General features: G+C 64.3%; 27 protein-coding genes. 17 read left to right on the forward strand and 10 right to left on the reverse strand.

Annotated features, from left to right (window positions below):
* Window positions 1-158: 158 nt before the first annotated feature.
* Complete coding sequence (locus IVB41_RS18535) at window positions 159-1,343, reverse strand: DUF2865 domain-containing protein (protein WP_247433682.1); 1,185 nt, start codon at window positions 1,341-1,343, stop codon at window positions 159-161.
* 129 nt (window positions 1,344-1,472) lie between these two features.
* Window positions 1,473-1,778, reverse strand: a complete 306-nt coding sequence (locus IVB41_RS18540; protein ID WP_007592521.1) for a hypothetical protein — start codon at window positions 1,776-1,778, stop codon at window positions 1,473-1,475.
* Window positions 1,779-2,070: 292 nt separating this feature from the next.
* Between IVB41_RS18540 and cysS the strand changes: the two genes are divergently transcribed.
* The 4 genes from cysS to IVB41_RS18560 all read left to right on the forward strand — a co-directional run bounded on the left by cysS (window position 2,071) and on the right by IVB41_RS18560 (window position 6,101).
* The gene (cysS, locus tag IVB41_RS18545) at window positions 2,071-3,453 is read left to right on the forward strand and encodes a cysteine--tRNA ligase (RefSeq protein ID WP_247433685.1); all 1,383 of its coding nucleotides are present in this window, start codon (window positions 2,071-2,073) and stop codon (window positions 3,451-3,453) included.
* 115 nt (window positions 3,454-3,568) lie between these two features.
* On the forward strand, window positions 3,569-4,078 hold the full coding sequence (locus IVB41_RS18550) for a GNAT family N-acetyltransferase (RefSeq protein WP_247408114.1): 510 nt from the start codon (window positions 3,569-3,571) through the stop codon (window positions 4,076-4,078).
* Window positions 4,075-5,673 carry a citramalate synthase gene (gene cimA, locus IVB41_RS18555; protein WP_247433689.1) on the forward strand — a complete coding sequence of 533 codons (1,599 nt, stop codon included), beginning with the start codon at window positions 4,075-4,077 and terminating at the stop codon, window positions 5,671-5,673. The genes IVB41_RS18550 and cimA overlap by 4 nt, the downstream gene beginning before the upstream one ends.
* A gap of 50 nt (window positions 5,674-5,723) precedes the next feature.
* Window positions 5,724-6,101, forward strand: coding sequence for a VOC family protein (locus IVB41_RS18560; RefSeq protein WP_247433692.1), 378 nt, complete (start codon window positions 5,724-5,726; stop codon window positions 6,099-6,101).
* Here IVB41_RS18560 and IVB41_RS18565 read toward each other — a convergent pair.
* Window positions 6,098-6,703, reverse strand: a complete 606-nt coding sequence (locus IVB41_RS18565; RefSeq protein ID WP_018459347.1) for a TIGR00730 family Rossman fold protein — start codon at window positions 6,701-6,703, stop codon at window positions 6,098-6,100. The genes IVB41_RS18560 and IVB41_RS18565 overlap by 4 nt on opposite strands.
* Before the next feature lie 202 nt (window positions 6,704-6,905).
* Between IVB41_RS18565 and IVB41_RS18570 the strand changes: the two genes are divergently transcribed.
* The 4 genes from IVB41_RS18570 to IVB41_RS18585 all read left to right on the forward strand — a co-directional run bounded on the left by IVB41_RS18570 (window position 6,906) and on the right by IVB41_RS18585 (window position 11,484).
* Window positions 6,906-8,861: an ABC transporter ATP-binding protein/permease gene (locus IVB41_RS18570; protein WP_247433695.1), complete on the forward strand. Its 1,956-nt coding sequence runs from the start codon at window positions 6,906-6,908 to the stop codon at window positions 8,859-8,861.
* 77 nt (window positions 8,862-8,938) lie between these two features.
* Complete coding sequence (locus IVB41_RS18575) at window positions 8,939-9,643, forward strand: phosphatidylserine decarboxylase (protein ID WP_346770858.1); 705 nt, start codon at window positions 8,939-8,941, stop codon at window positions 9,641-9,643.
* A gap of 87 nt (window positions 9,644-9,730) precedes the next feature.
* Window positions 9,731-10,612 (forward strand): phosphatidylcholine/phosphatidylserine synthase, encoded by an 882-nt coding sequence (locus IVB41_RS18580; protein ID WP_018459344.1) that lies wholly within the window; start codon window positions 9,731-9,733, stop codon window positions 10,610-10,612.
* A 152-nt stretch (window positions 10,613-10,764) separates the two neighbouring features.
* The gene (locus IVB41_RS18585; RefSeq protein WP_027569441.1) at window positions 10,765-11,484 is read left to right on the forward strand and encodes an RraA family protein; all 720 of its coding nucleotides are present in this window, start codon (window positions 10,765-10,767) and stop codon (window positions 11,482-11,484) included.
* A gap of 18 nt (window positions 11,485-11,502) precedes the next feature.
* Here the strand turns inward: IVB41_RS18585 and IVB41_RS18590 are convergent, their stop codons facing one another.
* Window positions 11,503-11,796 (reverse strand): hypothetical protein, encoded by a 294-nt coding sequence (locus IVB41_RS18590; protein ID WP_247433701.1) that lies wholly within the window; start codon window positions 11,794-11,796, stop codon window positions 11,503-11,505.
* A gap of 336 nt (window positions 11,797-12,132) precedes the next feature.
* On the opposite strand from IVB41_RS18590, the gene IVB41_RS18595 reads away from it, so the two are divergent.
* From IVB41_RS18595 to IVB41_RS18625, 7 genes are all read left to right on the forward strand, one after another.
* Window positions 12,133-12,906 (forward strand): motility protein A, encoded by a 774-nt coding sequence (locus tag IVB41_RS18595; protein WP_018459340.1) that lies wholly within the window; start codon window positions 12,133-12,135, stop codon window positions 12,904-12,906.
* Window positions 12,907-12,929: 23 nt separating this feature from the next.
* A complete protein-coding gene (locus IVB41_RS18600) occupies window positions 12,930-13,760 on the forward strand; it encodes a flagellar motor protein MotB (RefSeq protein WP_007592497.1) in 831 nt (276 codons plus the stop codon).
* 273 nt (window positions 13,761-14,033) lie between these two features.
* Entirely contained in the window at window positions 14,034-15,932 is a 1,899-nt protein-coding gene (locus IVB41_RS18605; RefSeq protein WP_247433704.1) for a potassium transporter Kup, read from the forward strand.
* 141 nt (window positions 15,933-16,073) lie between these two features.
* Window positions 16,074-18,002: a potassium transporter Kup gene (locus IVB41_RS18610; protein WP_247433707.1), complete on the forward strand. Its 1,929-nt coding sequence runs from the start codon at window positions 16,074-16,076 to the stop codon at window positions 18,000-18,002.
* Between the two features lie 171 nt (window positions 18,003-18,173).
* Window positions 18,174-18,500, forward strand: a complete 327-nt coding sequence (locus IVB41_RS18615; protein ID WP_015686918.1) for a rhodanese-like domain-containing protein — start codon at window positions 18,174-18,176, stop codon at window positions 18,498-18,500.
* Window positions 18,501-18,508: 8 nt separating this feature from the next.
* Window positions 18,509-19,687 carry an aminotransferase gene (locus IVB41_RS18620; protein ID WP_027569445.1) on the forward strand — a complete coding sequence of 393 codons (1,179 nt, stop codon included), beginning with the start codon at window positions 18,509-18,511 and terminating at the stop codon, window positions 19,685-19,687.
* A gap of 3 nt (window positions 19,688-19,690) precedes the next feature.
* On the forward strand, window positions 19,691-20,797 hold the full coding sequence (locus tag IVB41_RS18625) for a polyamine ABC transporter substrate-binding protein (RefSeq protein WP_247433710.1): 1,107 nt from the start codon (window positions 19,691-19,693) through the stop codon (window positions 20,795-20,797).
* 132 nt (window positions 20,798-20,929) lie between these two features.
* Here IVB41_RS18625 and IVB41_RS18630 read toward each other — a convergent pair whose 3' ends face one another.
* From IVB41_RS18630 to IVB41_RS18655, 6 genes are all read right to left on the reverse strand, one after another.
* Window positions 20,930-21,862 (reverse strand): lipid A biosynthesis lauroyl acyltransferase, encoded by a 933-nt coding sequence (locus IVB41_RS18630; RefSeq protein ID WP_027569447.1) that lies wholly within the window; start codon window positions 21,860-21,862, stop codon window positions 20,930-20,932.
* Window positions 21,863-21,870: 8 nt separating this feature from the next.
* Window positions 21,871-23,148 (reverse strand): beta-ketoacyl-ACP synthase, encoded by a 1,278-nt coding sequence (locus IVB41_RS18635; RefSeq protein ID WP_027569448.1) that lies wholly within the window; start codon window positions 23,146-23,148, stop codon window positions 21,871-21,873.
* Between the two features lie 99 nt (window positions 23,149-23,247).
* Window positions 23,248-24,453: a beta-ketoacyl-ACP synthase gene (locus IVB41_RS18640; RefSeq protein WP_247286660.1), complete on the reverse strand. Its 1,206-nt coding sequence runs from the start codon at window positions 24,451-24,453 to the stop codon at window positions 23,248-23,250.
* Window positions 24,450-24,920, reverse strand: coding sequence for a 3-hydroxyacyl-ACP dehydratase FabZ family protein (locus tag IVB41_RS18645; protein WP_007608856.1), 471 nt, complete (start codon window positions 24,918-24,920; stop codon window positions 24,450-24,452). Before IVB41_RS18645 ends, IVB41_RS18640 begins: the two co-directional genes overlap by 4 nt.
* A gap of 10 nt (window positions 24,921-24,930) precedes the next feature.
* Window positions 24,931-25,218 carry an acyl carrier protein gene (locus IVB41_RS18650; protein ID WP_007592476.1) on the reverse strand — a complete coding sequence of 96 codons (288 nt, stop codon included), beginning with the start codon at window positions 25,216-25,218 and terminating at the stop codon, window positions 24,931-24,933.
* A gap of 234 nt (window positions 25,219-25,452) precedes the next feature.
* A complete protein-coding gene (locus tag IVB41_RS18655) occupies window positions 25,453-25,794 on the reverse strand; it encodes a hypothetical protein (RefSeq protein WP_247360403.1) in 342 nt (113 codons plus the stop codon).
* 269 nt (window positions 25,795-26,063) lie between these two features.
* Here IVB41_RS18655 and IVB41_RS18660 point away from each other — a divergent pair, with 269 nt between their 5' ends.
* Window positions 26,064-26,687: a ParB-like protein gene (locus tag IVB41_RS18660; RefSeq protein ID WP_027569451.1), complete on the forward strand. Its 624-nt coding sequence runs from the start codon at window positions 26,064-26,066 to the stop codon at window positions 26,685-26,687.
* Window positions 26,688-26,746: 59 nt separating this feature from the next.
* A complete protein-coding gene (locus IVB41_RS18665; protein WP_035962418.1) occupies window positions 26,747-26,980 on the forward strand; it encodes a hypothetical protein in 234 nt (77 codons plus the stop codon).
* Window positions 26,981-26,989 lie beyond the last annotated feature (9 nt).

Here is a 26,989-nt window from a genome sequence, read left to right on the forward strand (position 1 = left end):
TGGCCGAAGGTCGTGGGATGGACGGTTCGTCACGTACGACGCTGTCATCATCCGCGAAGGCGGATGATCCAGTACGCCGCGGCGGACGTTGTCGAAACCCAAGTGATGACACGGAGTACTGGATGCCCCGCCTTCGCGGGGCATGACAGTTGTGCCGCCTACTTCTGCTGTTGCGGCAGGAAGCTCGGCCCGACCGATCGGATGGGCTTGTTCTCGGACGAGGTCGTCGCGGCGCCGGTATCGGCAGGCGGAGTCGCGACAGGTGCAGTCGCTGTGTTCGGCGTCGCACCCTTTTTGCCATTGGCAGAAGGCGTGCCCTTGTTGAGCTGCCGCTGCTGCATTTTCTTGGCGCTCTCCTCGGTGACGATGATGTCACCCTGCTGCTCGGCCGATGCCTTGTCGTCTGCCGATTTGAGCGCGTCCGCCCAGGTCTGGCCAGCGGCCTTGCAGGAGCAGGACGGGTTGAACTCGCTACGGAATTTGAACGCGGTCGGCAGCGCTGTGTAGGGCTGGCCGCTGGTGGAGACCGCGGAGTTCATGTCCTCGCCGGGATTGCGATGGGTGTAGAGCACGGCTTCGGCGGCCGGGCACAGCGCCTTGCAGGTCTTCTCGTCGTCGGGGAAGCGCGCCGGCACGGTCGCAAACGAGACCGGGAAGTAGGCGCCGTCGCAGGTGCGCACGCACACGGTGCGATAGGTGCCTGATTGCGGGCCGAGATCGGACGGCGGCACGCCTTGCGGATTGTTGGGGTTGTTGCCGCCGAACAGATTGCTCAGGAAGTTGCCGCCGCCTTGCGACTGCGCGGCGTTGGCATATTGCGGGCCGCAATTGTTCTGCGCCAGCGCTGCCAGCACCGAGCGGCGCTGGTTGTCACGCTCGGGGCTGAAGCCGCCGGCGCCGCCGCGCAGGCGTTCGAGATTGCCGGTGATCTGGTCCAGATTGGCGCGCATCTGCTGGATCTGGGTGTTGACCGGACCGCATTGCGCCGACTGGCCGCTGAACAGCGAGAAGAAGCCGGAGGAATCGCAGCCCATGCGCTTGGCCTGCATGGTGACGCGGTCGAGCTCGGCCTGCTGCTTGGTCTGGGACTCCTGATAGCGGCGGATCTGGTCTTCGCGTGCGGGATCACCGCCGCCGCCGCGATCGAGCCCGGCGAGCTGGCCTTCCAGGCGCACGCACATCGGGTTGGGTCCGAGCCCGTTCTGGCCGGGCTGAGGCGGCGGTCCCGGCGGGCCGGCCTGTGCGAACGCGTTATTGGCGAGCGCGACCATGCTCAAGAGCACGGCGCAGGCAAGAATCGAGCGAGCACGGGAGAGAGACAAAAATTCAGGCATATCCGCCATTCTAGCGAGGTCACGGCCACGCGTGATGTGGGGGCCGAAGCGCGCCCTCCCATAGCCGCTTCCTGCGGCATCGTCACGTCGTTTCAGAGGCCAGGGATTGGACCTAAGGTACGCCAGTTCCGAGCGAATTCAGCGCTGGCAGGTGATTGCGACATATTCATCGCAGTGGCCATGAGAGCAGTTTGCGCCGGATTTGGGGACAGAGCCGGTAATTTCGTCGGGATCGACCCGGCGATAAGCCGAAGCCTGGGCAAAATCGCGTGACTGGCAGTAGGTGCGGGCGACCTGCGCGCCGCATTTGTCGCTTTTGGCCAGGCACTGATCGACGCCGTAGCCATCCGCCTGGTTGGGGATGATGAAGACGCGGGTCTCGGCGAGAGCACTGGAAACGACGAGGATGGAGGCGCAGGAAATGAGCGCGAGCAATGATCGCATGAAAACACCGGGGGCAAAAAATAAGAACTGCCAGTTCCAGAATGGGCTCAAATGGTTAAGGATATGAACCATCTATGCGCGGCGGCTGCGCATTGCGGAGATAAAGCGGCATTTTCGCGGCTCTCTTGACGCGGGGCCGCCTCATAGCCCATATGTTCCGTCATGAACGGTCTCCTCGTCATTTGCGCCATTTGCCGCGAGATTACGAGCTAGCGATTCGCTGGCTGGAGCCGTCTTTTCTCAAAACCATTGAGAGCACTGGACGCCCGGCCAACAGCCGACGGGTATCCTTATGGAATTGCGCCTTTACGATACGCTGAGCCGGGAAAAGCGCACCTTCGTGCCGCTCGATGCCAAGGACGTCCGCATGTATGTCTGCGGACCGACCGTCTATGACTTCGCCCATATCGGCAACGCCCGGCCGGTGATCGTGTTCGACGTGCTGTTCCGGCTGCTGCGCCATCTCTATGGCGCGGCCCACGTCAAATATGTCCGCAACATCACCGACGTCGACGACAAGATCAACGACCGCGCCGCGCGTGATTTCCCCGGCCTGCCGCTGAACGAGGCGATCCGGAAAGTCACCGAGCAGACCGGCAAGCAGTTTCACGCCGACGTTGACGCGCTCGGTGCGCTGCGGCCGAGCGTCGAGCCGCGTGCGACCGAGCATATCGGCGAGATGCGCGAGATCATCGAACGGCTGGTCGCCGGCGGTTTTGCCTATGCTGCCGAGGATCATGTGCTGTTCTCACCGCAGGCGATGAACGCGGCCGATTCCGGGCTGCCGCGCTATGGCGCCCTGTCCAATCGTTCGCTGGACGAGATGGTTGCCGGCGCCCGCGTCGATGTCGCGCCCTACAAGAAGGGCAACACCGACTTCGTGCTGTGGAAGCCGTCCAAGCCCGGCGAGCCGTCATGGCCGTCACCGGCCGGTATCGCCGCGCAGGGGCGCCCCGGCTGGCATGTCGAGTGCTCGGCCATGGCCTGGAAGCATCTCGGCGAGCACTTCGACATCCATGGCGGCGGCATCGATCTCGTGTTTCCGCATCACGAGAATGAGGTCGCGCAGACCTGCTGCGCCTTCCACCGGGAGCGCATGGCGAACTACTGGATGCACAACGGCTTCCTGCAGGTCGAGAGCGAGAAGATGTCGAAGTCGCTCGGCAACTTCGTCACGATTCACGAGCTGCTCGCGGACTGGCCGGGCGAAGTGCTGCGCCTGAATATGCTCAAGACGCATTACCGCTCGCCGATCGACTGGACGATGAAGTCGCTGGACGAGAGCGCCAGGACGCTCGACGACTGGTATCGGGTTGCGGCTGACGTCGCGCCCGGCAAGCCGGCCCCCTCAGTGGTCGAGCCGCTGCTCGACGACCTCAACACGCCGCTGGCGATCGCGGCGCTGCATGGCCTGCGCGGCAGCGACGTTGGTGCCCTCGCGGGTTCGTTGCGGCTGCTCGGCTTTCTCTCTGAGAGTGCCGCGCAGTGGGAAGGGCGCAAGCAGCAGGCGAGCGGCGTCGATGCCAACGAAGTCGAGCGCCTGCTCTCGGAGCGGACGGCGGCGCGTGGGCGTAAGGACTTTGCGGAGTCCGATCGTATCCGCGATCTGCTTGCCGCGATGGGCGTTGCGATCAAGGACTCCAAGGAAGGCACGACGTGGGAGGTCGCACGATGAAGCGGCCCGACACACCGTTTCCGCGGCACTGGTTCTATTACATCGCGCTGAAAATCCTGCTGCTCGGCGCTGCCGTGGCGCTGGCGCTGAAACTCTATGGGATGTGGTGAAGACGATGGCACAAGCACTCCCAAAGCCTGGTTTGCGGCCTTTCCTGCCGGAGGACGTGCCGGTTCTTGCCGCGATCTTCACCGCCAGCATCGAAGAGCTGACCGGCGACGACTATAGCGAAGCGCAGCAGCAGGCCTGGATGGCGGCGGCCGAGGACGAAGAATTCGGCAAGCGGCTCGCCTCCGACCTGACGCTGATCGCTACGCTGGAGGGATCACCGGTGGGCTTTGCCTCGCTGCGCGGCAAGGATCATGTCCGCATGCTCTATGTGCATCCAGCCGTGGCCGGGCAGGGCCTGGCGACGATGCTCGTCGATGCCTTGGAAAAGCTTGCGGGCGGCCGCGGTGCCGACAAGCTGACGGTCGACGCCAGCGACAACGCGCAGGGCTTTTTTGCCAAGCGCGGCTATGTCGCCATGCAGCGCAACAGCATCACCGTCAATGACGAGTGGCTGGCCAACACCACCATGCAGAAGACGCTCGGCAGCGGCCCTGCGACGGGAGCGCTGCAATGAGCAAGGAGCGCCTTTATCTGTTCGACACCACGCTGCGCGACGGCGCGCAGACCAACGGCGTCGATTTCACGCTGGCCGACAAGCAAATCATCGCCCAGATGCTCGATGAACTCGGCATCGACTATGTCGAGGGCGGCTATCCCGGCGCCAATCCGACCGACACCGAGTTCTTCGGCACCAAGCCGAAGTTTTCGCATGCGCGCTTCACCGCCTTCGGCATGACGCGGCGGGCGGGGCGCTCGGTCTCCAACGATCCCGGTGTGGCCGGGCTGCTGGAGGCCAAGGCCGACGTGATCTGCTTCGTGGCGAAAGCGTCGGCCTACCAGGTGCGCGTTGCGCTGGAGACGACGAAGGAGGAGAATCTCGCCTCGATCCGCGACAGCGTCGCGGCGGCGAAGGCCGCCGGCCGCGAGGTGATGCTCGACTGCGAGCATTTCTTCGACGGTTACAAGGAGGATTCCGGTTTCGCGCTCGCCTGCGCGAAAGCTGCTTATGAAGCCGGCACGCGCTGGGTGGTGCTGTGCGACACCAACGGCGGCACCATGCCCAACGAGGTCGAGGCGATCGTTGCCGAGGTGGCGAAGCACATCCCCGGCGATCATCTCGGCATCCACGCCCATAACGACACCGAACAGGCGGTGGCGAATTCGCTCGCGGCGGTGCGCGCCGGCGCGCGCCAGATCCAGGGCACGCTGAACGGCCTCGGCGAGCGCTGCGGCAACGCCAATCTCTGCTCGCTGATCCCGACCTTGAAGCTGAAGGCCGAGTTTGCCGACGCCTTCGAGATCGGCGTCACGGCGGAAAAGCTCGCAACCCTGGTCAAGGTGTCGCGCACGCTCGACGACATGCTCAATCGCGTGCCGAACCGGCATGCGGCCTATGTCGGCGAGAGCGCCTTCGTCACCAAGACCGGCATCCATGCCTCCGCCGTGCTGAAGGACCCGCAGACCTACGAGCATGTCTTGCCGGAGCTGGTCGGCAATCATCGCAAGGTGCTGGTGTCCGATCAGGCCGGCCGCTCCAATGTCATCGCCGAGCTCGACCGCGCCGGTATCGCCTATGAGAAGAGCGATCCGAAGCTGTCGCGGCTGGTCGAGGAGTTGAAGGAGCGCGAGGCGCAGGGCTACGCCTATGAATCCGCCAACGCCTCGTTCGAGCTGCTGGCGCGGCGCACGCTCGGCAAGGTGCCGCATTATTTCGAGGTCGAGCAGTTCGACGTCAATGTCGAGCAGCGCTACAATTCGCACGGCGAGCGCGTCACCGTGGCGCTGGCGGTGGTCAAGGTCGACGTCGCCGGCGAGCATCTGATCTCGGCGGCCGAAGGCAACGGTCCCGTCAACGCGCTCGACGTCGCGCTGCGCAAGGATCTCGGCAAGTACCAGAAATATATCGAAGGCCTGACGCTGATCGACTATCGCGTGCGTATCCTCAACGGCGGCACCGGCGCGGTCACACGCGTCCTGATCGAGAGCGAGGACGAGAACGGCGACAGCTGGACCACGGTCGGGGTGTCCCCCAACATCATCGACGCCTCATTCCAGGCGCTGATGGATTCGGTGATCTACAAGCTGGTGAAGTCGGGCGCGCCGGCATAGGGGACATGGCGCCAAGAACGCAATGACGAGGAGAGAGGGGAGCGCGACCCATGATCGACCACATCTCCGTCGGCGTCAGCGACCTGCAGCGCTCGGCGACATTTTACGAAGCGGCGCTCAGGGCCCTCGGACTCGCGCGCGTCGTCACGCGACCGCGGACGATCGGCTTCGGCAAGGCCTATCCCGAATTCTGGATCAATCTGCGCGAGGGCATGCCGCACGTCACGTCGGAGAGCGGCGTGCATATCTGCCTGCGGGCCAGGACGACCGCCGAGGTCGATGCATTTCACGCCGCAGCGCTGTCCGCCGGCGGCGCGTCCGACGGCGCGCCCGGTATCCGCCCGCACGATCGCGTGCGCTATTACGCAGCCTTTGTCGTCGACCCCGATGGCAACCGGATCGAGGTGGTGACGTTTCCTGCGGACTAAAGCTTGCGCGCCATTTCCGGGGCGAGCTGCTTTTCCGCGTCTTCGATCTGCGCCGCAGCCGATTTCAGCTTCGGCAAAATCTCTTCGATCCGATCGGCCTTGAGGATGTCGACCGAAAGCCCGGCGCGGATGAACTCGGTCTGGCGCATGTGCGACAGCAGCGAGAACAGCGGCTCCCAGAAATTATCGATGTTGGCCAGCAGCACCGGCTTGGCATGACGTCCGAGCTGCTTCCAGGTCAATTGCTCGACCAGCTCTTCCAGCGTGCCGACGCCGCCCGGCAGCGCCACGAAGGCGTCTGAGCGTTCGAACATCAAGCGCTTGCGCTCGTGCATGTCGGGGGTGACGATCATCTCCTGCACGCGCGTCAGCGCGTTTTCGCGCATCCGCAGGAAGTCGGGGATGATGCCGGTGACGGTGCCGCCGTGATCGAGCACGGAGGTCGCGACCGAGCCCATCAGGCCGAGCGAGCCGCCGCCGTAAACGAGGCGGATGTTGTTCTCGGCGAGCGCCTTGCCGAACGCCTTGGCGCCTTCGGTGAAACGGGGATTGGTTCCTGGGCCGGAGCCGCAATAGACACAGACGGTTTTGATCGTGCTCATTGGTGCCATGATGCATTGCAGCGGAGAGGCGTCAAGCCCAATCGGTGATTCGGGACTTCCGGAGATCTACCGGTAAACGACGGCGAACAATCGAAGATTCGCCATCTGGCGGGGTGCATGGGCATCGGTAAGGCTCTATATGACAAACGAAAATCCTTAATGGCAACGCAGCCCGCATCCGACGGGCTTTTCAGGCTTCTTGATGGACCAAGCTCAATCGCCCGCCGGCCCCAACGTTCCTGATCCCGCCGGAGGGCCGCTGGAGCGGGCCACGCTGATGGGCACGCTGGCGCATCTGTGGCCCTATATCTGGCCGGGCGACCGTTTCGACCTGAAGATGCGCGTGGTCTGGTCCATGGTGCTGCTGCTCGCGGCCAAGCTGATCACGCTGACGGTTCCTTTCAGCTTCAAATGGGCGACCGACGCGCTGACCGGCGCCAACACGGCGCCGGTTCAGGCCGACAATTGGCACCTCTGGGTGATTGCCTCGCCGCTGCTGCTGACCGCCAGCTACGGCGTGATGCGCATCGTGATGGCGGTGCTGACGCAATGGCGCGACGGCATTTTCGCGCGCGTCGCCATGCACGCGGTGCGCAAGCTTGCCACCATCACCTTCATCCACATGCATGAGTTGTCGCTGCGCTTCCACCTGGAGCGCAAGACCGGCGGCCTGACGCGCGTGCTCGAGCGCGGCCGCGAGGGCATCGAGGTCATCGTGCGCATGGTGATCCTGCAGTTGATCCCGACCATCGTCGAGGTCTCGCTGCTGATGGCCGTGCTGCTGTGGCAGTTCGATTGGCGCTACGTGCTCGCGACCCTCGTCACTGTCGCCGTCTACATGTACTACACCTACATCGCGACCGAGTGGCGGATTGGTATCCGCCGTAAGATGAATGATGCCGATACCGAGGCGAACACCAAGGCGATCGACTCGCTGCTCAACTACGAGACCGTCAAATATTTCAGCGCCGAGACCCGTGAGGCGCAGCGCTACGACCGATCGGTCGCGCGTTACGAGGCGTCGAGCGTGCAGGCTTATACTTCGCTTGCAGTCCTCAACACCGGGCAGGCCGTGATCTTCACGCTGGGGCTGACCGCGACCATGCTGATGTGCGCGATCGGCGTCCGCAACGGCACCAACACGGTCGGCGATTTCGTGCTGGTCAACGCCATGATGATCCAGCTCTACCAGCCCTTGAATTTCATGGGCATGGTCTATCGCGAGATCAAGCAGGCGATCATCGACATCGAGAAGATGTTCAACGTGCTGGGGCGCGAGGCCGAGATCAAGGACGCGCCGGACGCAAAGCCGCTGGTAGTCTCAGCGGGCAATGTGCGTTTCGAGGACGTGCGCTTCGCCTATGACCCTGCGCGCCCGATCCTAAAGGGCATCAGCTTCGAGGTGCCGGCCGGCAAGACGGTGGCGATCGTCGGCCCGTCCGGCGCCGGCAAATCGACCATCTCGCGGCTGCTGTTCCGCCTCTACGACATCTCCGGCGGCCGCATCCTGATCGATGGCCATGACATTCGCGAGGTCACGCAGGCGAGCTTGCGCGCGTCCATCGGCATGGTGCCGCAGGACACCGTGCTGTTCAACGACACCATCCGCTACAACATCCGCTACGGTCGCTGGGACGCCAGCGATACCGAGGTCGAGCAGGCAGCGCAGCTGGCGCAGATCGATCATTTCATCCGCATGGCGCCGAAAGGCTACGAGACCCAGGTCGGCGAGCGCGGCCTGAAACTGTCCGGCGGCGAAAAACAGCGCGTCGCGATCGCGCGCACCGTGTTGAAGGCGCCGCCGATCCTGGTGCTGGACGAGGCGACCTCCGCACTTGACACCCACACCGAGCACGAAATCCAGGGCGCGCTCGAGCGCGTGGCGAAGAACCGCACTTCGCTGGTGATCGCCCATCGACTCTCGACTATCGTCGGCGCCGACGAGATCATCGTGCTGGACCAGGGCCGCATTGCCGAGCGTGGCACCCACGCAAAACTGCTCGCGGAGGGGGGACTTTACGCCAGCATGTGGAACAGGCAGCGCGAGGCCGAGGCGGCGCGCGAGAAACTGGCCAGGATGGCCGACCCTGACGAGGCGCCCAACCGGGAGCCACCGCCGGTTGCCGATGTCCTGACGACGCCTGCGGCGGCGGAGTGACCTTGTCTCCGGTCCCAACTCTGGCCTAAACAACACCACCGCGCGGGACGACCTGCGCCATCAACCCTGAGCGGCAGATAGCGATGTCCATTCTCGATTCGATCCAGCGTCAGATCCCGCCGATCCACAAGGAGGGATATCCCTTCATCGGCGGCTTTGCGCTGGCAAGCCTCCTCCTGTTCTGGCTGTGGTCGCCTTTGGGGTGGATCGGCACCATCCTGACCGTGTGGTGCGCGCTGTTCTTCCGCGACCCAGTGCGCGTGACCCCAGTGCGCGAGGGGCTCGTGGTGTCGCCCGCCGACGGCCGCGTCTCCATGATCACTATGGCGCTGCCACCGGCCGAGCTCGGGCTCGGCGATCGGCCGCTGCCGCGCGTCTCAGTGTTCATGAGTGTATTCAACTGCCATGTGAACCGCAGCCCGATCGCGGGCCGGGTGGACCGTATCGCCTACCGTCCCGGCCTGTTCGTCAATGCCGAGCTGGACAAGGCGAGCGAGGACAATGAGCGCAACTCGCTGGTGATCACGACGCCGACGGCGCGGATCGGCGTGATCCAGATCGCGGGTCTGGTCGCCAAGCGCATCGTCTGCTTCGTCAAGGAGGGGCAGGCGATCGGCGCCGGAGAGCGTTTCGGCCTGATCCGCTTCGGATCGCGGCTCGACGTCTATCTGCCGCTGGGCACCAAGGCGCTGGTCTCGGAAGGCCAGACCGCGATCGCCGGCGAGACGATTCTGGCCGATCTCGCCGGAGACGACCCGAGTCGCGCCTACCGTGCCAATTAACCAATAAGTCGGTCCTGAGGGGCCTTCCGCCGCAATGGCGGAGGGGAACGCGGCTTGCTATATCTCGCCCCAAGGTGAGGACGAGCCATGACACCCTATGACTTCAAAGATCCTGATGTGCGCCGCCGGCGGTTCCGCCCGATCCCGGTGCGCATGCTGGTGCCCAACGTCATCACGCTGCTGGCGATCTGCGCCGGCCTGACCTCGATCCGGCTCTCGATCGAGGGGCGGATGTCGCTCGCGGTCTACGCCATCGTGTTCGCGGCGGCACTCGACGGCATCGACGGCCGCATCGCGCGCATGATCAAGGGGCAGTCCAAGTTCGGCGCCGAGCTCGACAGCCTCGCCGACTTCGTCAATTTCGGCGTGGCGCCCGGCCTGATGCTGTATTTCTGGCAGCTGCACGAGCTCGGCAATGCCGGCTGGATCGCCGCCATGGTGTTCGCGATCTCCGGTGGCCTCCGCCTGGCGCGCTTCAATGCCACCATGGACGATCCCAACAAGCCGGCCTTTGCCGCGAATTTCTTCACCGGCGTGCCGGCGCCGGCCGGCGCGATCACGGTGCTGCTGCCGATCTATGTCGCTTTCCTCGATCTCGGCCGGCTGCCTGCGGCGGTGACGGCTGCGTATACGCTGCTGATCGCCTTCCTGATGGTGTCGCGCCTGCCGGTGTTCTCCGGCAAGACCAAGCGCATGCGCGTGCCGCCCGAACTGGTGCTGCCGGCGTTCGTCGCGGTGGTCGTGTTCATCGCGATCCTGATCGCCTATCCCTGGCACGTGCTGTCCATCGGAACGGTGCTGTATCTCCTCGCGTTGCCGCTCGGCTACAAATCCTATCGCGACCAGGCGCGCGCGATGGAAGCCACCGCGCCGGCTGGAGGTGAGGTCTCTTCGCCGCCGTCGGCGCCGACGCTGGCAAACCTGTCGGAGCCGCCGCGCGAAGACGACCGGCCCGACCGGCTGCACTGAACGGGCAAGCGCCAAGCAGCAAGGCGCTGAACAGCGAGACTTGGATATCTGCCATGAGGCGCCCTGAGTTGGGTTGAGGCCCGATCTCGGCTATATCGCCCGGTGCCGGCGGCACCGCGCCAACAGCGGCCGCCAATCTGGGAGAGAACGCCGTGACGAATACTGCGACCGGGCCGCTGCCCGCTTCCGTCCTCGAAGCGCTGGGCCGCTATGACACGCCGACGATCTGCAATGCCATGGAGATCGTGGCGCCCGAGCGCCGGCTAATCGGCTACACCACCAAGCCACTGGTCTGCCCATTTCCCGATCTGCCCCCGATCGTCGGCTATGCCCGCACGGTCGCGATCCGCTCGGTGCTGAAAAATTCGCTACCGCCGGAAGAGCAGTCCAAGCGCCGCATCGACTATTACGAATATGTCGGGACTGGCCACGGTCCGCGCATCTCGGTGATCCAGGACATCGACGGTCCCGACGTCGGCTACGGCGCGTTCTGGGGCGAGGTGCAGAGCAACGTGCACAAGGCGCTCGGCTGCCTCGGCGTCATCACCGACGGTTCGATCCGCGACATTCCGCAATGGGCGCCGGGCTTCCAGGCACTGGCCGGCTCGATCGGCCCGTCGCATGCCTGGGTGCACGCCGAGAGCTTTGGCGGCGAAGTGCGCGTCGCCGGCATGACCGTCAAGTCGGATGATTTGATCCATGCCGACCAGCACGGCGCCATCGTGATCCCGCACGATATCGCCGCAAAGCTGCCCGAGGCTGCCGAGCTCTGCGGCCGTCGCGAGACGCCGATCCTCGAGATCGCCCGCAGCCCCGACTTCTCGCTGGAAAAGCTCAAGGCCGCGCTGAAGCGCTCAGCGGAGATCCACTAACGGCGGGACCGCAATGATCTACTGTTGCGAAGCCGCTCGCAGGCTGCCCTGTTCCGTGAGGAACAAGGCGGCCTGATCCGGCTCGCCGAGCACCGCGGCAGCGCATCCGATCAAGGTGAAGCCGCCGGCAAAATCCCACAGGGTGATATCTTCCGCATTGTCCGGCATGTGGATCAGGCGTGCTGCGATCACGGCCAGGGCCGCCTCGACAAAGAGCAGCACGCTGAAGGCCGGCAGCACGAGCCCGGGTTCGAGCATGTGGAGCGCCAGCACTGCGGGAAGCGCGGTGAGAAGACTGAACAGCGTCACCATTGCGATGCCTTCCGCCCTGAGGAGCCGGCCCGCTCCAGAATACCAATTGATCGGGTCGCCCCGATGTGGCGCAGGCCCGCAGCCGAAGGGATCGCGCGCGCACGGCCTTGGGTGATGGGGTGCGCGCAACGCCCTATGGTTAGCGAAATGTTGAAATCCTTGTCGGCACTCGGCAAAAGTCGGCGCCTTTCAGCGCGCTGCGGCCGCCAGGCGCGACGGCTCAACTTAACCTTTACGCGTCTTTAATCGCGGCTCACTAGGGTTTCCGATGCGGTTCGGGGTTGGGCCGCGCCATCGGCCAGGACGGCCGTTGTTGCGTTCGCGTTGGAGTCTCCCATGGATATCATGACGAGCATCGGGCTCGTGGCGGGTATTGTCGTCATCGCGACGATGATGCTGCTGGGCGGCGATCTCCACATGTTCGTTTCCGAGCATGCGATGATCATCATCTTCGGCGGCTCGACGGCTGCGACCATGATCCGCTTTCCGCTCTCGACGCTGATCCACGGCCTGCCGCTCGGCGCCAAGTTTGCCTTCACGATGAGCCGTCTGTCGGCGCACGATCTGGTCGACGAGCTCGCCCGTATCGCCGAGATCGCCCGCAAGCAGGGCCCGGTGGGGCTGGAAAAAGTCGAGACCGACGAGCCGTTCCTCGCCAAGGGCATCCGCTACGTCGCCGACGGCTATGACCTTGATTTCATTCGCGACAATCTCGAGCGCGACCGCGATAATTTTTTGATGCATCTGGACGAAGGCAGCAAGATCTACCGCGCCATCGGCGACTGCGCCCCGGCCTTCGGCATGGTCGGCACGCTGATCGGCATGGTGCAGATGTTCGCCAACATGACCGACCCTTCAAAGCTCGGCCCGTTCATGGCCACCGCGTTGCTCGCGACTCTCTACGGCGCGCTGGTCGCCAACCTGTTCTGTACCCCGATCGCCGACAAGCTGCATGGCAAGCTCCTGGACGAAGAGACCAACCGCACGTTGATCATCGACGGCATCCTGATGATCCGCGACTCCAAGAGCCCGACGCTGGTCCGCGAAATGCTGCTGGCCTACCTGCCCGAGAAGCACCGCCACGCCGAAGGCGAGCCGGTGCCGGCCTGAGGCCGCGCGTCGGGATTTGAGACATGGCCAAGAAGAAGCGCGGCGATTCACACGGAGGCGGTCACGGCTGGTTCGTGACCTTCGCCGACCTGATGGGCCTGATGATGAGCTTCTTCGTGATGCTCGTCGCGTTCTCGACGCAGGATGCCAACAAGCTCAAGGTCGTCGCAGGCTCCATGCGCGACGCCTTCGGTGTCCAGACCGAAGCGCGCTATTCCGGTATCGTCGAGTCCGACGGCCTGCCGACCCGCCCTCGGCTGAAGAACGTCGATCACATTCAGCCCGAGGACTCCTCCAACACGCCGACGCCGGACCAGGAGGATCGTGACCGCACGTCGGGGGCCAAGATCAAGGTCGACCGCAATTTTGCGCTGGCGGCGGCCTCACTACGCCAGGCATTGCAGGACATGCCGGAACTGACCGAGATGTCCAAGCACATCATGTTCGAGGAGACCAAGCAGGGCCTCAACCTCGAGATCGTGGACCAGGACGGCCGCTCGATGTTCGCCGACGGCTCCAAGGTGCCCTATGACCGCACCCGTCGCCTGATCGAGAAGCTCGCTGTCCCGCTCAAGGCGACGCCGCTGCGCGTCTCCATCGCCGGCCACACCGCGGCTGGATTCGTGCCGACCCGCAGCGACTACGGCGCCTTCGACCTGTCGGCCGACCGCGCCAATGCCGTGCGTCAGATCCTCGAACGCGAGGGCCTGCCGGCCGCCCATGTCTTCGCCGTCGCCGGCAAGGCGGATACCCAGCCTCTGTTTCCGGACGATCCTTCGCTCGCGGCCAACCGGCGGGTGACCATCACCCTGATGCGCGAAGATCCGCCGCTGCCACCGAATCTGAAGCCGTAGGGCGCATTCGAGCGAAGCGGGCCCTGTTTCCCGCGAAGAAAGCGCGACAAAACAAGGATGTAGAGCCAATTCCCCTTCGATCGGGGACGGAAAGGCTCAGGGCTCTTGTGCCACCGTCTTACCTGAGGCATGTCGTCGCGTGGGCGACGACCGTTGCTGCGCCGTCACAGCATCTGCCCCGGCGCCTGCTATGGTGATGTGCCGATTGACAGGGGCGCCGGAACCGTCAAAAGGCGCCGGATCAATTCTCGGGCAAAAGCGTTCCAGTTTCATATGACGGCGAGCATCACATCGACCGAAGCTCCGGACGGACCGGTCAGCTCGGGTTTCTGGGGCCTGACGCTCGGGAGCATCGGCGTCGTCTTCGGCGACATCGGCACCTCGCCGCTCTACGCATTCCACGAGGCGGTCAGGGGCGCGGCCCACGGTCAGCCGGTCTCGCGGGTCATGGTGCTCGGCGTGCTCTCGTTGATCCTCTGGGCGCTGCTGATCGTCGTCACCGCCAAATACGTTCTGCTGCTGCTGCGCGCCGACAACAACGGGGAGGGCGGCACGCTTTCCCTCATGGCGCTCGGTCAGCGCGCGCTCGGGCGGCGGAGCTGGTTCCTGACGGCGCTTGGCGTGGTCGGCGCCTCCATGTTCATCGGCGATTCCATGATCACGCCGGCGATCTCGGTGCTGTCGGCGGTCGAGGGTCTGAAGCTCGCAACACCCGCCTTCGAGCACTATGTCGTTCCCCTGACCGTTCTCATCCTGGCGCTGCTGTTCGCGGTCCAGAGCAAGGGGACGGCGCTGGTCGCCTCGGCTTTCGGCCCGGTGATGGTCGTCTGGTTCACCGTCCTTGCCGTGTTGGGCGCCGTTCACATCGCCGACGATCCGTCGGTGCTGGCAGCAATCAATCCCTATTACGCGCTGGAATTCCTGCTGTCGCACGGCACGATCGGCTTGGTGACACTGGGCGCGGTGTTCCTCGCGGTGACCGGCGGCGAGGCGCTTTACGCAGACCTCGGCCATTTCGGCCGCAAGCCGATCCAGTCAGCCTGGATGTTCTTCGTGCTGCCTGCGCTCCTGATCAACTATTTCGGGCAGGGCGCACTGGTGCTGTCGGATCCCAGCGCGATCGAACACTCCTTCTATCGCATGGTGCCCGAGCATTTCGTGCTGCCGCTGGTCGGACTTGCGACCGCGGCGACCGTGATCGCGAGCCAGGCGGTGATCACAGGGGCCTATTCGCTGGTCTATCAGGCAGTGCAGCTCGGCCTCCTGCCGCGCTTCGAGGTGCGCTTCACCTCGGAAACTCATGCCGGCCAGATCTATCTGCCGCGTGTAAACCGGCTGCTCCTGATCGGTGTGATGCTGCTGGTGCTGTTGTTCCACACCCCCAGCAATCTGGCTTCGGCCTACGGTATTGCGGTCTCCACCACCATGGTTGCTGACGGCATCATGGGCTTCATCGTGATCTGGAAATTGTGGAACTGGCGCGCGGCCACGGCCGCAGCGGTGATCCTGCCCTTCGTCGTGGTCGACATCAGCTTCTTCAGCGCGAACCTCCTGAAGCTGCTCGAAGGCGCCTGGGTGCCGCTGCTGTTCGGCGTGATCATGGCCGGGACAATCTGGACCTGGCGACGAGGGTCCGGGATCCTGATCCAGAAAACGCGCCGCATCGAGGTGCCGCTGGACGATCTGATCCGGAGCCTGGAGAAGCGGCCGCCGCACATCGTCAAGGGCACCGCGGTGTTCCTGACCAGCGATCCCTCCTTCGTGCCGACCGCGCTGCTGCACAATCTCAAGCACAACAAGGTGCTGCACGAGCACAACGTGGTCCTGACCATCGAGACCGCGCATACGCCGCGGGTCGATCTGTCGGAGCGTTTCCGGATGGAGAAGATCAGCGACAAGTTCTTCAAGGTCCGCCTGCGCTTCGGTTACATGGAGCAGCCCAACGTGCCCAAGGCGCTCGCGATCGCGCGCAAGCAGGGCTGGCAGTTCGACATCATGTCGACCTCGTTCTTCGTGTCGCGGCGCTCGCTGAAGGCGTCGGCGCAATCCGGCATGCCGCTTTGGCAGGACCATTTGTTCATAGCGCTGAGCCGGTCCGCCAACGACGCCACCGACTATTTCCAGATTCCCACCGGGCGGGTGGTTGAAGTCGGAACCCAGGTCACCATCTAAGCGGCGATTGCCGAAGACATGCAAAATTGCATGTCTAAGGCCCAAAATCGGGCTAGGCTATGCCGGTAGCGCAGGCCTATAAGCCGCGCGCCCTTCTGCCGTTGTGCAGTGAAGCATTTTCAGAGGCCATCAGGCTCTCCCATGACAAGTGATGTAGCGATTTCCGCCCCGGAAACGGCGGCGGCCAATGGGCATGGCGATGCCCACACCACCGCCGGTTTCGGTGCGCTGACACTCGGCAGCATCGGCGTCGTCTACGGCGACATCGGCACCAGCCCGCTCTACGCGTTCCGCGAGGCGGTCATGGCGGCTTCTGGCGCGGAGGGGCTGCCGACGCCGGCGGCCGTGCTCGGCGTGCTCTCCCTGATCCTGTGGGCGCTCATCATCGTGGTGACGCTCAAATACGTCGTGATCCTGCTTCGCGCCGACAACAACGGCGAGGGCGGCACGCTGGCGCTGATGGCCCTGGCCCAGCGCGCAGTCGGCACCCGCGGAACAACCATCGTCCTGCTCGGCATCATTTCCGGCGCCCTGTTCTACGGCGACGCCGTGATCACGCCGGCGCTCTCGGTGCTGTCGGCGATCGAAGGCATGAAGGACGTCACCCTGCACTTCGAGCCCTACATCGTGCCGCTGACCGTGATCATCCTGGTCGGCCTGTTTGCCGTGCAGTCCCGTGGCACCGCTCGCGTCGCCGCTTTCTTCGGCCCGATCATGTGCGTCTGGTTCGCCGTGATCGCAATCGCGGCGATCCACCCGATCATCCAGCAGCCGCAGGTGCTGTTGGCGCTGAACCCGCTCTACGCCGTGTCCTTCATGATCCACCATGGCATCATCGGCTTCGTGACGCTCGGCGCGGTGTTTCTGGCGGTCACCGGTGCCGAGGCGCTCTATGCCGACCTCGGCCATTTCGGCAAGCGGCCGATCCAGACCGCCTGGCTGTTCATCGTGGTGCCGTCGCTGGCATTGAACTATCTGGGGCAGGGCGCCCTCGTGCTCGGCGATCCCGGCGCGATCGTCAGCCCGTTCTTTCAGCTCTTCCCGCAAGGTTTTTTCCGCGGCTGCATGGTCGTGCTGGCGACCGCCGCAACAGTCATCGCGAGCCAGGCGGTCATCACCGGTGCGTATTCGCTGACGCGTCAGGCGATCCAGCTCGGTCTGTTGCCGCGTTTTGAAATTCGCCATACCTCTGAAGCCCATTCGGGCCAGATCTTCATCCCGCGCATCAACCAGCTCCTGCTGGTGGCGGTGGTCCTGCTGGTGCTGCTGTTCCGCTCTTCCACCGCGCTAGCCTCGGCCTACGGCATCTCCGTCACCGGAACCATGGTGGTCACGGCGATGATGGGTTTTGTGGTGATCTGGAAGCTCTGGAAATGGTCGCCGTTCACGGCCGCCGCCCTGATCGCGCCGTTCCTGTTCCTCGATCTGACTTTTCTCGCCGCCAATCTGCTGAAGGTGTTCGAGGGCGGCTGGGTGCCCCTGGCGCTCGGCGCAGTCATGATGATGCTGATGTACACGTGGCGGCGCGGCAGCCGGCTGCTGTTCGAGAAGTCGCGCAAGCTCGAATTCCCGCTCGCCGACCTCGTGGCGATGCTGGAGAAGCGGCCGCCGCAGCGCGTGCCCGGCACCGCGGTGTTCCTGACCAGCGATCCCGTCAGCGCGCCGACCGCGCTGATGCATAGTCTGAAGCACTACAAGGTGCTGCACGAGAAGAACGTCATTCTCACGATCGAGACCGCACAGACCCCGCGCATCGATCCGGCCGAGCGGGTGAAGCTGGAACAAATCTCGCCGACCTTCTCCAAGGTAACGCTGAAGTTCGGCTTCATGGAATCGCCCAACGTGCCGAAGGCGCTGGCGATCGCCCGCAAGCTCGGCTGGCAGTTCGACATCATGTCGACCTCGTTCTTCCTGTCGCGGAGGGCGCTCAAACCGGCCGCCCATTCCGGCATGCCGCGCTGGCAGGACCGGCTGTTCATCTCGCTCAGCCGTTCCGCCAACGACGCCACCGACTATTTCCAGATCCCCTCTGGCCGCGTCGTCGAGGTCGGCACCCAGGTCACCATCTAAAGTGACGATCTGATCCTCCGTTGGAAGGTCGCGCTTCAAGTCGCTGCGATTTAGCTTTAACTTGCGCAAGGCAGCTCAAGCCTTTGTAGCGCTTGATTTTCACCGGCCGAGAGGCGAGGTTGCCGGCCGCCGGGATCGCCCCGGCAGCGGCCCGCGACGTTGGAGGATGATGTGGCAAATCAAGTACAGGATCTGACCCCGGACGAGGTCTCCAAGGGTGTCGCGGAAGGGCGCTATCTCCTTGTCGACGTGCGCGAGCCGAACGAGGTCGAGGCCGAGGCTTATCCCTACGGCGTGGTCGTGCCGCTCTCGACCTTCGATCCCAAGGCGATCCCCGATCCCGCCGGCAAGGAGGTCGTGTTCGCCTGCCGCTCGGGCAAGCGGTCGGTGACGGCCTCGCTGGCGGCGCAGGCCGCGGGCCTGCCCTACGACAAGCATCTGGCTGGCGGCATGCTGGGCTGGAAGGCGGCGGGTCTTCCCAGCAAGGTCGGCGGCTGACCCCGCCGATGTCCAAGAGCTCGTCCCTCAATAAGGTCTTCGCGGACCTTCCCGTCACCATCTTCGAGGCGATGTCGCAGGCCGCGCGCGACAATGCCGCCATCAATCTCGGCCAGGGCTTTCCCGACGATCCCGGCCCTGAAGACATCCGCCGCGCCGCAGCCGAGGCCTCGCTGAACGGCTACAACCAGTACCCGTCGATGATGGGCCTGCCGGAGCTGCGCCAGGCGATCGCGAGCCATTACGGCCACTGGCACGGCCTCGAGCTCGATCCGATGAGCGAGGTGATGGTGACCTCCGGCGGCACCGAGGCGCTGACCTCGGCGATCCTCGCCGTCGTCCAGCCCGGTGACGAGGTGGTGTGCTTCCAGCCGGTGTACGATTCCTATCTGCCGATCATCCGTCAGGCCGGCGGCATTCCGCGCCTGGTCCGGCTCGAGCCGCCGCATTGGCGGCTGAATGAGGACATGCTGAAAAGCGTCTTCAATTCAAAGACCAAGGCGGTGCTCTTCAACAATCCCCTGAATCCGTCCGCGGTGGTGTTTCCGCGCGAGGACCTCGAGCTTTTGGCGCGCTACTGCCAGGAGTTCGACGTCATCGCGATCTGCGACGAGGTCTGGGAGCACGTCACCTTCGACGAGCACAAGCACATCCCGCTGATCACCATCCCCGGCATGCGCGACCGCACCATCAAGGTCGGCTCGGCCGGCAAGATCTTCTCGCTGACGGGCTGGAAGATCGGCTTCGTCTGCGCCGCGCCGCCGTTGCTGCGCGTTGCCGCCAAGGTGCACCAGTTCCTGACCTTTACCACCGCGCCGAACCTACAGGCTGCCGTCGCCTACGGGCTCGGCAAGCCGGACGAGTATTTCCTGTCGATGCGCAAGGACCTGGCGCGGAGCAGGGACCGCCTTGCCAAGGGACTGGAGAGCCTCGGCTTCCCGGTGCTGAAGTCGCAGGGAACCTACTTCCTCACCGTCGACCTGTCCCCGCTCGGGCTGAACGAGAGCGACACCGAGTTCTGCTGGCGGATCGTGAAGGACTACAAGGTCGCGGCAATCCCGGTATCGGCCTTCTACGAGCAGGACCCTGTGACCTCGGTGGTGCGCTTCTGCTTTGCCAAGAAGGACGAGACGCTCGACACCGCGCTGGAGCGGCTGTCGGACGCGGTGCGCGGGCGCAAGAGGTAGCAGATGACGATCGTCAGCCGCTTTGGTTTTGGCCTCGCGATCGCCGCCGCGCTGACGTTGCTCTCCGCTCCCGCCGGGGCCGAGGAGCGGGTCGTCAACTTCTACAATTGGTCGAACTACGTGGCGCCCGACGTCCTCGAGGCCTTCACCAGGGAGACCGGTATCAAGGTGGTCTACGACACGTTTGACGCCAACGAGACGCTGGAGACGCGCCTGATGGCCGGCAAGTCCGGCTATGACGTCGTGGTGCCGACGGCCTATTTCCTTCAGCGCCAGATCAAGGCCAACATCTTCCAGAAGCTCGACAAGTCGAAGCTGCCGAACCTGGCCAATGCCTGGCCGGTGGTGACCGAACGTCTCGCGATCTACGACCCCGGCAATGTCTACGCCGTCAATTACATGTGGGGCACGACGGGCATCGGCTACAACGTCGCCAAGCTGAAGCAGATTCTCGGAGCGGATGCCAAGATCGACAGCTGGGACATCGTGTTCAAGCCGGAGAATCTCGCGAAATTCAAAGACTGCGGCGTCCACATGCTGGATTCCGCCGACGACATCTTCCCGGCGGCGTTGAACTATCTCGGGCTCGATCCGAACTCGACCAAGCAGGCCGACCTCGACAAGGCCGCCGATGTCGTGGCCAAGGTGCGGCCTGCCGTGCGCAAGTTTCATTCGTCCGAATATCTAAGCGCGCTCGCCACCGGCGAGATCTGTTTCGTGGTCGGCTGGTCCGGCGACATCATGCAGGCCCGCGCCCGCGCTGCCGAAGTCAAAAGCGGCATCGAGATCGGCTACGCCATCCCGAAGGAGGGCGCGCAGATGTTCTTCGACAATCTCGCAATCCCTGCGGATGCCAGGAACGTCAAGGAAGCCTACGAGCTGATCAACTATCTCTACCGTCCGGACGTGGCCGCCAAGAATACGGACTTCCTGTCCTACGCCAACGGCAACCTCGCCAGCCAGAAGCTGGTCGACCCGAAAATTCTGAACGACAAGAACATCTATCCGGACGAGGCGATGCTCGCAAAGCTGTTCGTCATCACGGCGCGTGAGCCGGCGACCCAGCGGGTCATCAATCGGCTGTGGACCAGGGTGAAGACGGGAAGGTAATCGCGCCCATCATTGCGAGGAGCGAAGCGACGAACCAATCAGAATCTTTCCGCGGGAGGATTCTGGATTGCTCGCTTCCGCCTTCGCTCTTCGAGCTACGGCGGACAAGTCGCTCGCAATGACGGAACAAGATTACCGCCACCTGCGGTGCAGCCACAGCCACTGCTCGGGATGCTCGCGGACCCAGCCTTCCACCACGCTCGTGATCGCCTGGGTGGTGCCCTGGATGTCGATCTTGCCGTCGGCGTCGCGCACCGGCTGGACCTCTTCGGTGATCTCGGCGGTGAAGCGGCCGCCGGGCAGGCGGATGACGCGGACGCCGTGGATCGGGCATTCGACCTGGCGCAACAGGCGTGCCAGCATCGGATTGGCGCGGGTCTTGCGGCCGAAGAAGGTGACCTCGACGCCGCCGGTCAGATACTGGTCGATCAGCATCGCGACGTGCTTGCCGTCCTTGAGCGCCTGCGCGAGCCGCAGCGGCGCGTCGCGCCCCGCCGGGATCAGCGTGCCCATGTTGACCTGGCGCATCTCCTGGATGATGCGGTCGGCGGAGGCGATATTGGGGCGGCGGTAGAGGATCGCCGTATCCAGCCCATGCGCGACCGCGGCGAGCGCCGGCAATTCCCAGTTGGCGAGATGCGCGGCGAAGATCAGCGCCGGCTTGCCGTCGTCGCGGATCCGGTCGAACAGCTCGATGCTGCGGCTGGGCAGTTCGATCCGGCTGTTTTCCGGATGGGCGCGGTCGTAGTCCCAGACGTGGTCCATATGGGCGAATTCGGCGCCGACGCGACCGAGATTGTCCCACACGCCCATCAGGATGCTTTCGATCTCTTCGGGCGATTTCTCCGGAAAGGCCGCGCTGAGGTTGGCGCGGCCGATGCGGTGCTCGCGCAGGCGCGGACCGATCGTCTTGGTGACGCGCGCGAAAAAGTCCGAGGTCTTGACCGGATCGAAATAGCGCGTGGTGCGCAACATGCCGACGGTGGCGGCGCCGATCAGCCCTCCACCGATCGACTTGGCCGTCTCCCGCGCGCGGGCCTTCGTCCTCGCAGGAAGCAGCGCCATGCGTCCGGTCAGGCCGGTTCGCGGGTCAGGATCAGCGAGGCGTTCTGGCCGCCGAAGCCGAACGAGTTCGACATCACCGCGGTGACGCGGGCATCGCGTGCCTTGTTGCCGACGACGTCGAACAGGATCGTGGGATCCGGATTGTCGTAGTTGATCGTCGGCGGGATGCGCTGATGTTCGAGCGTGAGCAGCGAGAAGATTGCCTCGACCGCGCCGGCGGCCGAGATGGTGTGGCCGACCATCGACTTGTTGGAGGTGACCGGAATCTTCGAGACGAGATCGCCGAACACGGCCGATGTCGTATTGTACTCCATCTTGTCGTTCTCGGGCGTCGCGGTGCCGTGCGCGTTGATGTGGTCGATCTGGTCCGGCGTCATGCCGGCATCGGCCAGCGTCTTGTTCATGCAGCCGATGATCGGCTTGCCGTCGGGCGAGGAGCGGGTGCGATGGAAGGAATCGGTGAGCTCGCCGCAGCCGGCGATCACGCCGAGAATTTTTGCGCCGCGCGCGGTGGCGGCTTCATAGCTTTCGAGCACCAGCGCACCTGCGCCTTCGGCCATGACAAAACCGTCGCGGTTCTTGGAGAAGGGACGGGAGGCCGCCTGCGGCGGATCGTTCTGGGTCGACAGCGCCGAGAGCAGCGAGAAGCGCACCAGCGCCTCCGGATTTACGGTGCCGTCGGTCGCCACGCACAGCGCGGCATCGGTTTCGCCGCGGCGGATCGCCTCGACACCGAGCTGGATCGAGGTCGCGCCCGAGGCGCAGGCCGTCGACAACGAGATCGGCGAGCCCTTGGTGCCGAAGGTCTCGGCGAGGTAGGCCGCGACCGAACCGAACATGAAGCGGTGGTGATAGGCGCTGTACTTGCCGCCACCGGAGATGCGCAGCAGATCGTCGTAATTGAAGTCGAGCTTACCGACCGCGCGGCCAAGTTCGCGGCGCTGCGGCCATTCGACTTCGACAGGTGCGACCGCAAGGAAGAGAGGGCCCGGGAAATCCGCCTTGGCGCCGATGCCGGCCTGGTCCAGCGCTTCCTGCGTCACCAGTTCGGCCATCCGCTCGGACAGGCCGGTGGAGGAGAACGGATCGACGCTGACGAAATCCACCGTACCGGCCATCGTGGTTTTCAGGCCGTCGACTGGAAAGCGCGTGATGGTGCGGATGCCGGATTCGCCGGCGACAAGCTTCGCCCAATTGTCGGTCTTGCCGTTGCCGAGCGAGGTCATGATGCCCATGCCGGTGACGACGACGACGGGACGCCCGAGTTTGTCGCGTGGTGCAGTCATGTCGATCCCCGCTTGAGCTGGAGCATGATCCGAAAAAGCGTGACGCGATTTTCCGAGAAGATCATGCCCAAACAATAACCTGCCAAAGCGCAACGCGCTCTAGCTTACTGCCTCGACCAGCGCCATGCCTTCGCCGCGCCAGTGTCCGGCCCCCACCACCACAATCTGGGTGGGCGCTCCCTGCATTTCAATCTCGGTGCCCGTGGAATCGTTCGGCGGAAACAGCGCGCCGCGAGAGATCGACAGCGCGGCGAGCGCGATACCGAGCGGGAATTGCGTCTCCATGGTGTGGCCGAACATCGTGCCGGTCGAGCGCACCGGGAACTCGGCGTGGCCCTTCAGGAAGCCGCGCTCTTCCGATGTCGCCGGCTCAGCGCCGGTCGCACCGGATATGATCGCGCCCTTGCCGTCGCGCTTCGGCAACTTTGCCCAAAGCTTCTCCAGCGTCGCGGCCATGTCGCCGGGGGTCTTGCGCCGGGCGAGGTCGGCAACGACGCTCGACAGCTTCGCGAACGGCTTGGCACCGCGCGCTTCCGCATGCGCCTTGGACTCCAGCACCAGAAACGCGCCAGCCGAGCCGAGCGCGAAGCCGGCGTTGTCCTCGCGCGCCCACACGGGTGCGAACTTGTCCTTGAGATTGAAGTCGCCGAATTCGTAGAGGACCATCAGGTCCTTGCGCTCGCCATTGTGCGAGCCGCCGATCAGCGCGATGTCGCTCTCGCCCGAGGCGATGCGCGACAATGCAATGCGGGCGGCATCGGCGCCGGCAACCTCTTCACCCATGAAGGTGCGCGAGGTGCCGCCAATGCCATGCACGATGGCGATGTTGCCGGCGAGCAGGTTGGAGAGCTGGGCCAGGAACAGCGTCGGCCTGAGATCGCTCATCAGCCGCTCGTTGAGGAAGCCGGGCGCGTTGGCACCCTTGGCCTCGGCCGTGAGCACGCCGGTGTCGACGTTGAGATCGCGCTCGCCGCCGCCGGCGGCGACGACCATGTCGATCTTCGACAGGATATCCTTGTTGCCCTTGATCCCGGCGGAGTCGAGCGCAAGCCCGGCCGCATAGGTGCCGATGCGCTGCCAGGCTTCCATCTGGCGCTGGTCGCCCTTCTTCGGGATTTGGCTGTCGAAGGTAACCGGCGTCAGGGGGTGCACGATGTAGGGCGCAAAGCCCTTCTCGTCGACATTGATGCGCTTCTCCTGAAGCGCGGCCCAGTTGGCGTCCAGGCCCTCGCCGAGCGAGGTGGCCAGGCCAATGCCGGTGATCCAGACTTCCGTCTGGGCGGGCTTCGAAGCAGTCTCGGTCATGGCGATACGGCCTGTTGCGGAAAGCCGACGCGTTTGGCGACCGCGTCCATGTGGGCGCGCATATCCGCATGGGGAAAGGGAATCTGCGTGAAGGTCAGCGTCGAATTCGCGCGCAGCTTGCCGCCGACCTTGATCTTGGCTTCGGTCACGGCGTAGCCCGAGCCCTGATGGGCCAGGCTTGCCTCGATGCTCATGAGATCGCCGGGGAAAACCGAGCCGCGGACCTTGGCCTCCTTGACGGCAGCCAGGATCGGCATGCGCTCGAATTTGAGCACGCCAAGCTGAAGCCAGCCAGAGGCCTGCGCCATCGATTCGATCAGGAGCACGCCGGGCATCAGGGGATAGCCCGGGAAGTGCCCCTCGAAGATGGTGCTCTCCATCGGGACCTGAGCCTCGACGACAATCGTCTTCGCGTCGACGTTGAGGTCGACGACGCGATCTATCATGTGGAAGTATTCGAGTTGCATGACCGCGCGCTTAGGCGCTCGCGCCCTTGGCCGCAACCAGCTCGTCGATGCGGGCGCACAGGTTTTTCAGCACGAAATACTGCTCGGTGGTGGCTTTGCCGTCGTTGACCTCCTGGGTCCACTTTTCCAGCGGCAGCTTGATACCGAACTGCTTGTCGATCGCGAACGCGATGTCCAGGAAATCGAGGCTGTCGATGCCGAGGTCATCGATGGCATGGCTATCCGGCGTGATCGTGTCGCGCGGGATGTCGCAGGTTTCAGCGATGATCGTAGCGACCTGATCGAATGTGGAGGACATCACTAAGCCTTTGATATATTGCAGATGTTTGTCAGATTTTCCAGAGTGGAACGGTGGGTGGGCATCGCGCCCCGATGACGCCCTCAACCCCCCTCTGGCCGGGTCGAAAGCCCGTATATCGGAGCGCCGCCCTGAGTTCAATGGAGCCGGCGGGTGTGGGGACAGGGCTGGGGACGCCCCGGCTGAGCCGCTTCGGCCGAAGGACCGTCGGCGGGCCTCGCCAGACGTCTTGCCTTAGATGTGCGGCGTCGTGATCTTGACGCAGTCGCGGCGGCCCATCAGCACACAATCCTGGGTCCGGCGCAGGTCGGCGATGCTCACCGCGAGCCAGATCCCGATCGCGGTCAGTGCGATGGTGAAGGCCAGCGCCGCGATATTCGCGAGCATGCGATGGCGGAAATCGTCCGGTTCAGTGCGGGGCTGCTCGTAGCGCGACAGGTCGAGCGGCTCGGGCGCGACGCGCAACTGCTGCACGCTAGCGTTGCCGCGGTAGCCTGTCGGGGAAGGCGAGGTGCGCGGCCTGAACTGGAGCACCCGGTGCTCGTCATCCGAGCTTATGGGCCGCTGGGTTGTCATGGTGCAGGGATCACTCCGAAGCAGCGATTTTTAGATAGCATACGTGGTGAACACGTTGCAGAAAATCTTCTCAACGCGCACGTGCATTGCGCGTTCGCACTATCTAGCAGGGTTGCGAACGAAGGACCGTGGAACCGTGGTCGTTCCGGGCCTGCAGAGGGTGCAATGCAATAATCTCCGCCCAGCCGAATGCATTGCCGGCGCAATGCCCATGGCATAGTCCAGGGAACCTGATCACGCAGCTGCAACCATGTGAAGGGCTCTCAACCATGACCAATACGCGCGAACCGAGAGTGCATCCGGTGTCGATCCTGTCGCTGCGGCCGACGCAGATGACGGTCGGGATGCGCGAGGTCAAGGAGAAGCGCAAGCGCTGGCGCGAGCACGACAAGAAAAAGCAGGCCGATCTGCTTGGCAAGCATATGATCCCCGTCGTGCATGGCCCCGACGAGCGCTATTACGTGATTGACCATCATCATCTCGGTCGCGCTCTGCACGACGAGGGCGTCAAGGAGGTGCTGGTCACCATCGTCGGCGACCTCAGGATGGTGGAGCGCGAAGCGTTCTGGGGCGTGATGGACAACAAGCGCTGGGTTTACCCTTACGACGCCAAGGGCGAACGGCGCCCGTTCCGCGATTTGCCGAAATCCGTCGTCGCTCTCAAGGACGATCCCTTCCGGAGCCTTGCCGGCGAGCTGCGCCGCATGGGCGGCTTCGCCAAGGACACCACGCCATTCTCCGAATTCCTGTGGGCCGATTATCTGCGCCGAAAGCTGTCGCGCAAGGCTGTGGACGCCAATTTTGACAAGGCGCTCGAGAAGGCGATGTCCTCAGCCAAGAGCAAGGACGCGATCTATCTGCCCGGCTGGTGCGGTCCGGCTGACGATGATTAGGCGCAACGCTCACGTCAGTACGGCATGCGGCTCCGCAAACCGGATCTGATCACAGCCTCTTGAGCGAAACCATCTTCCGTCCGCACGAAGCGGTGCCGAAACAAAGCCGTGCCATCTGTGGGATTGTCGAGCTCACACAGGAGGCCGAAATGCGCCGTCTGGTTTTCGCCGTTGCCCTGCTCGTGGTCGCTTCAGCCGGGATATCGGCATCGTTTGCCGCAGTACACCATGCCAAGACGTTGACGTTTTCCGAGCGCTTTGCCCCGGCGCTCGAGTTGATGGCGAAGCGCTAGGACAGATCC

The organism is Bradyrhizobium sp. 44 (assembly GCF_023073095.1).
In the GTDB taxonomy this organism is placed as follows: Bacteria; Pseudomonadota; Alphaproteobacteria; order Rhizobiales; family Xanthobacteraceae; genus Bradyrhizobium.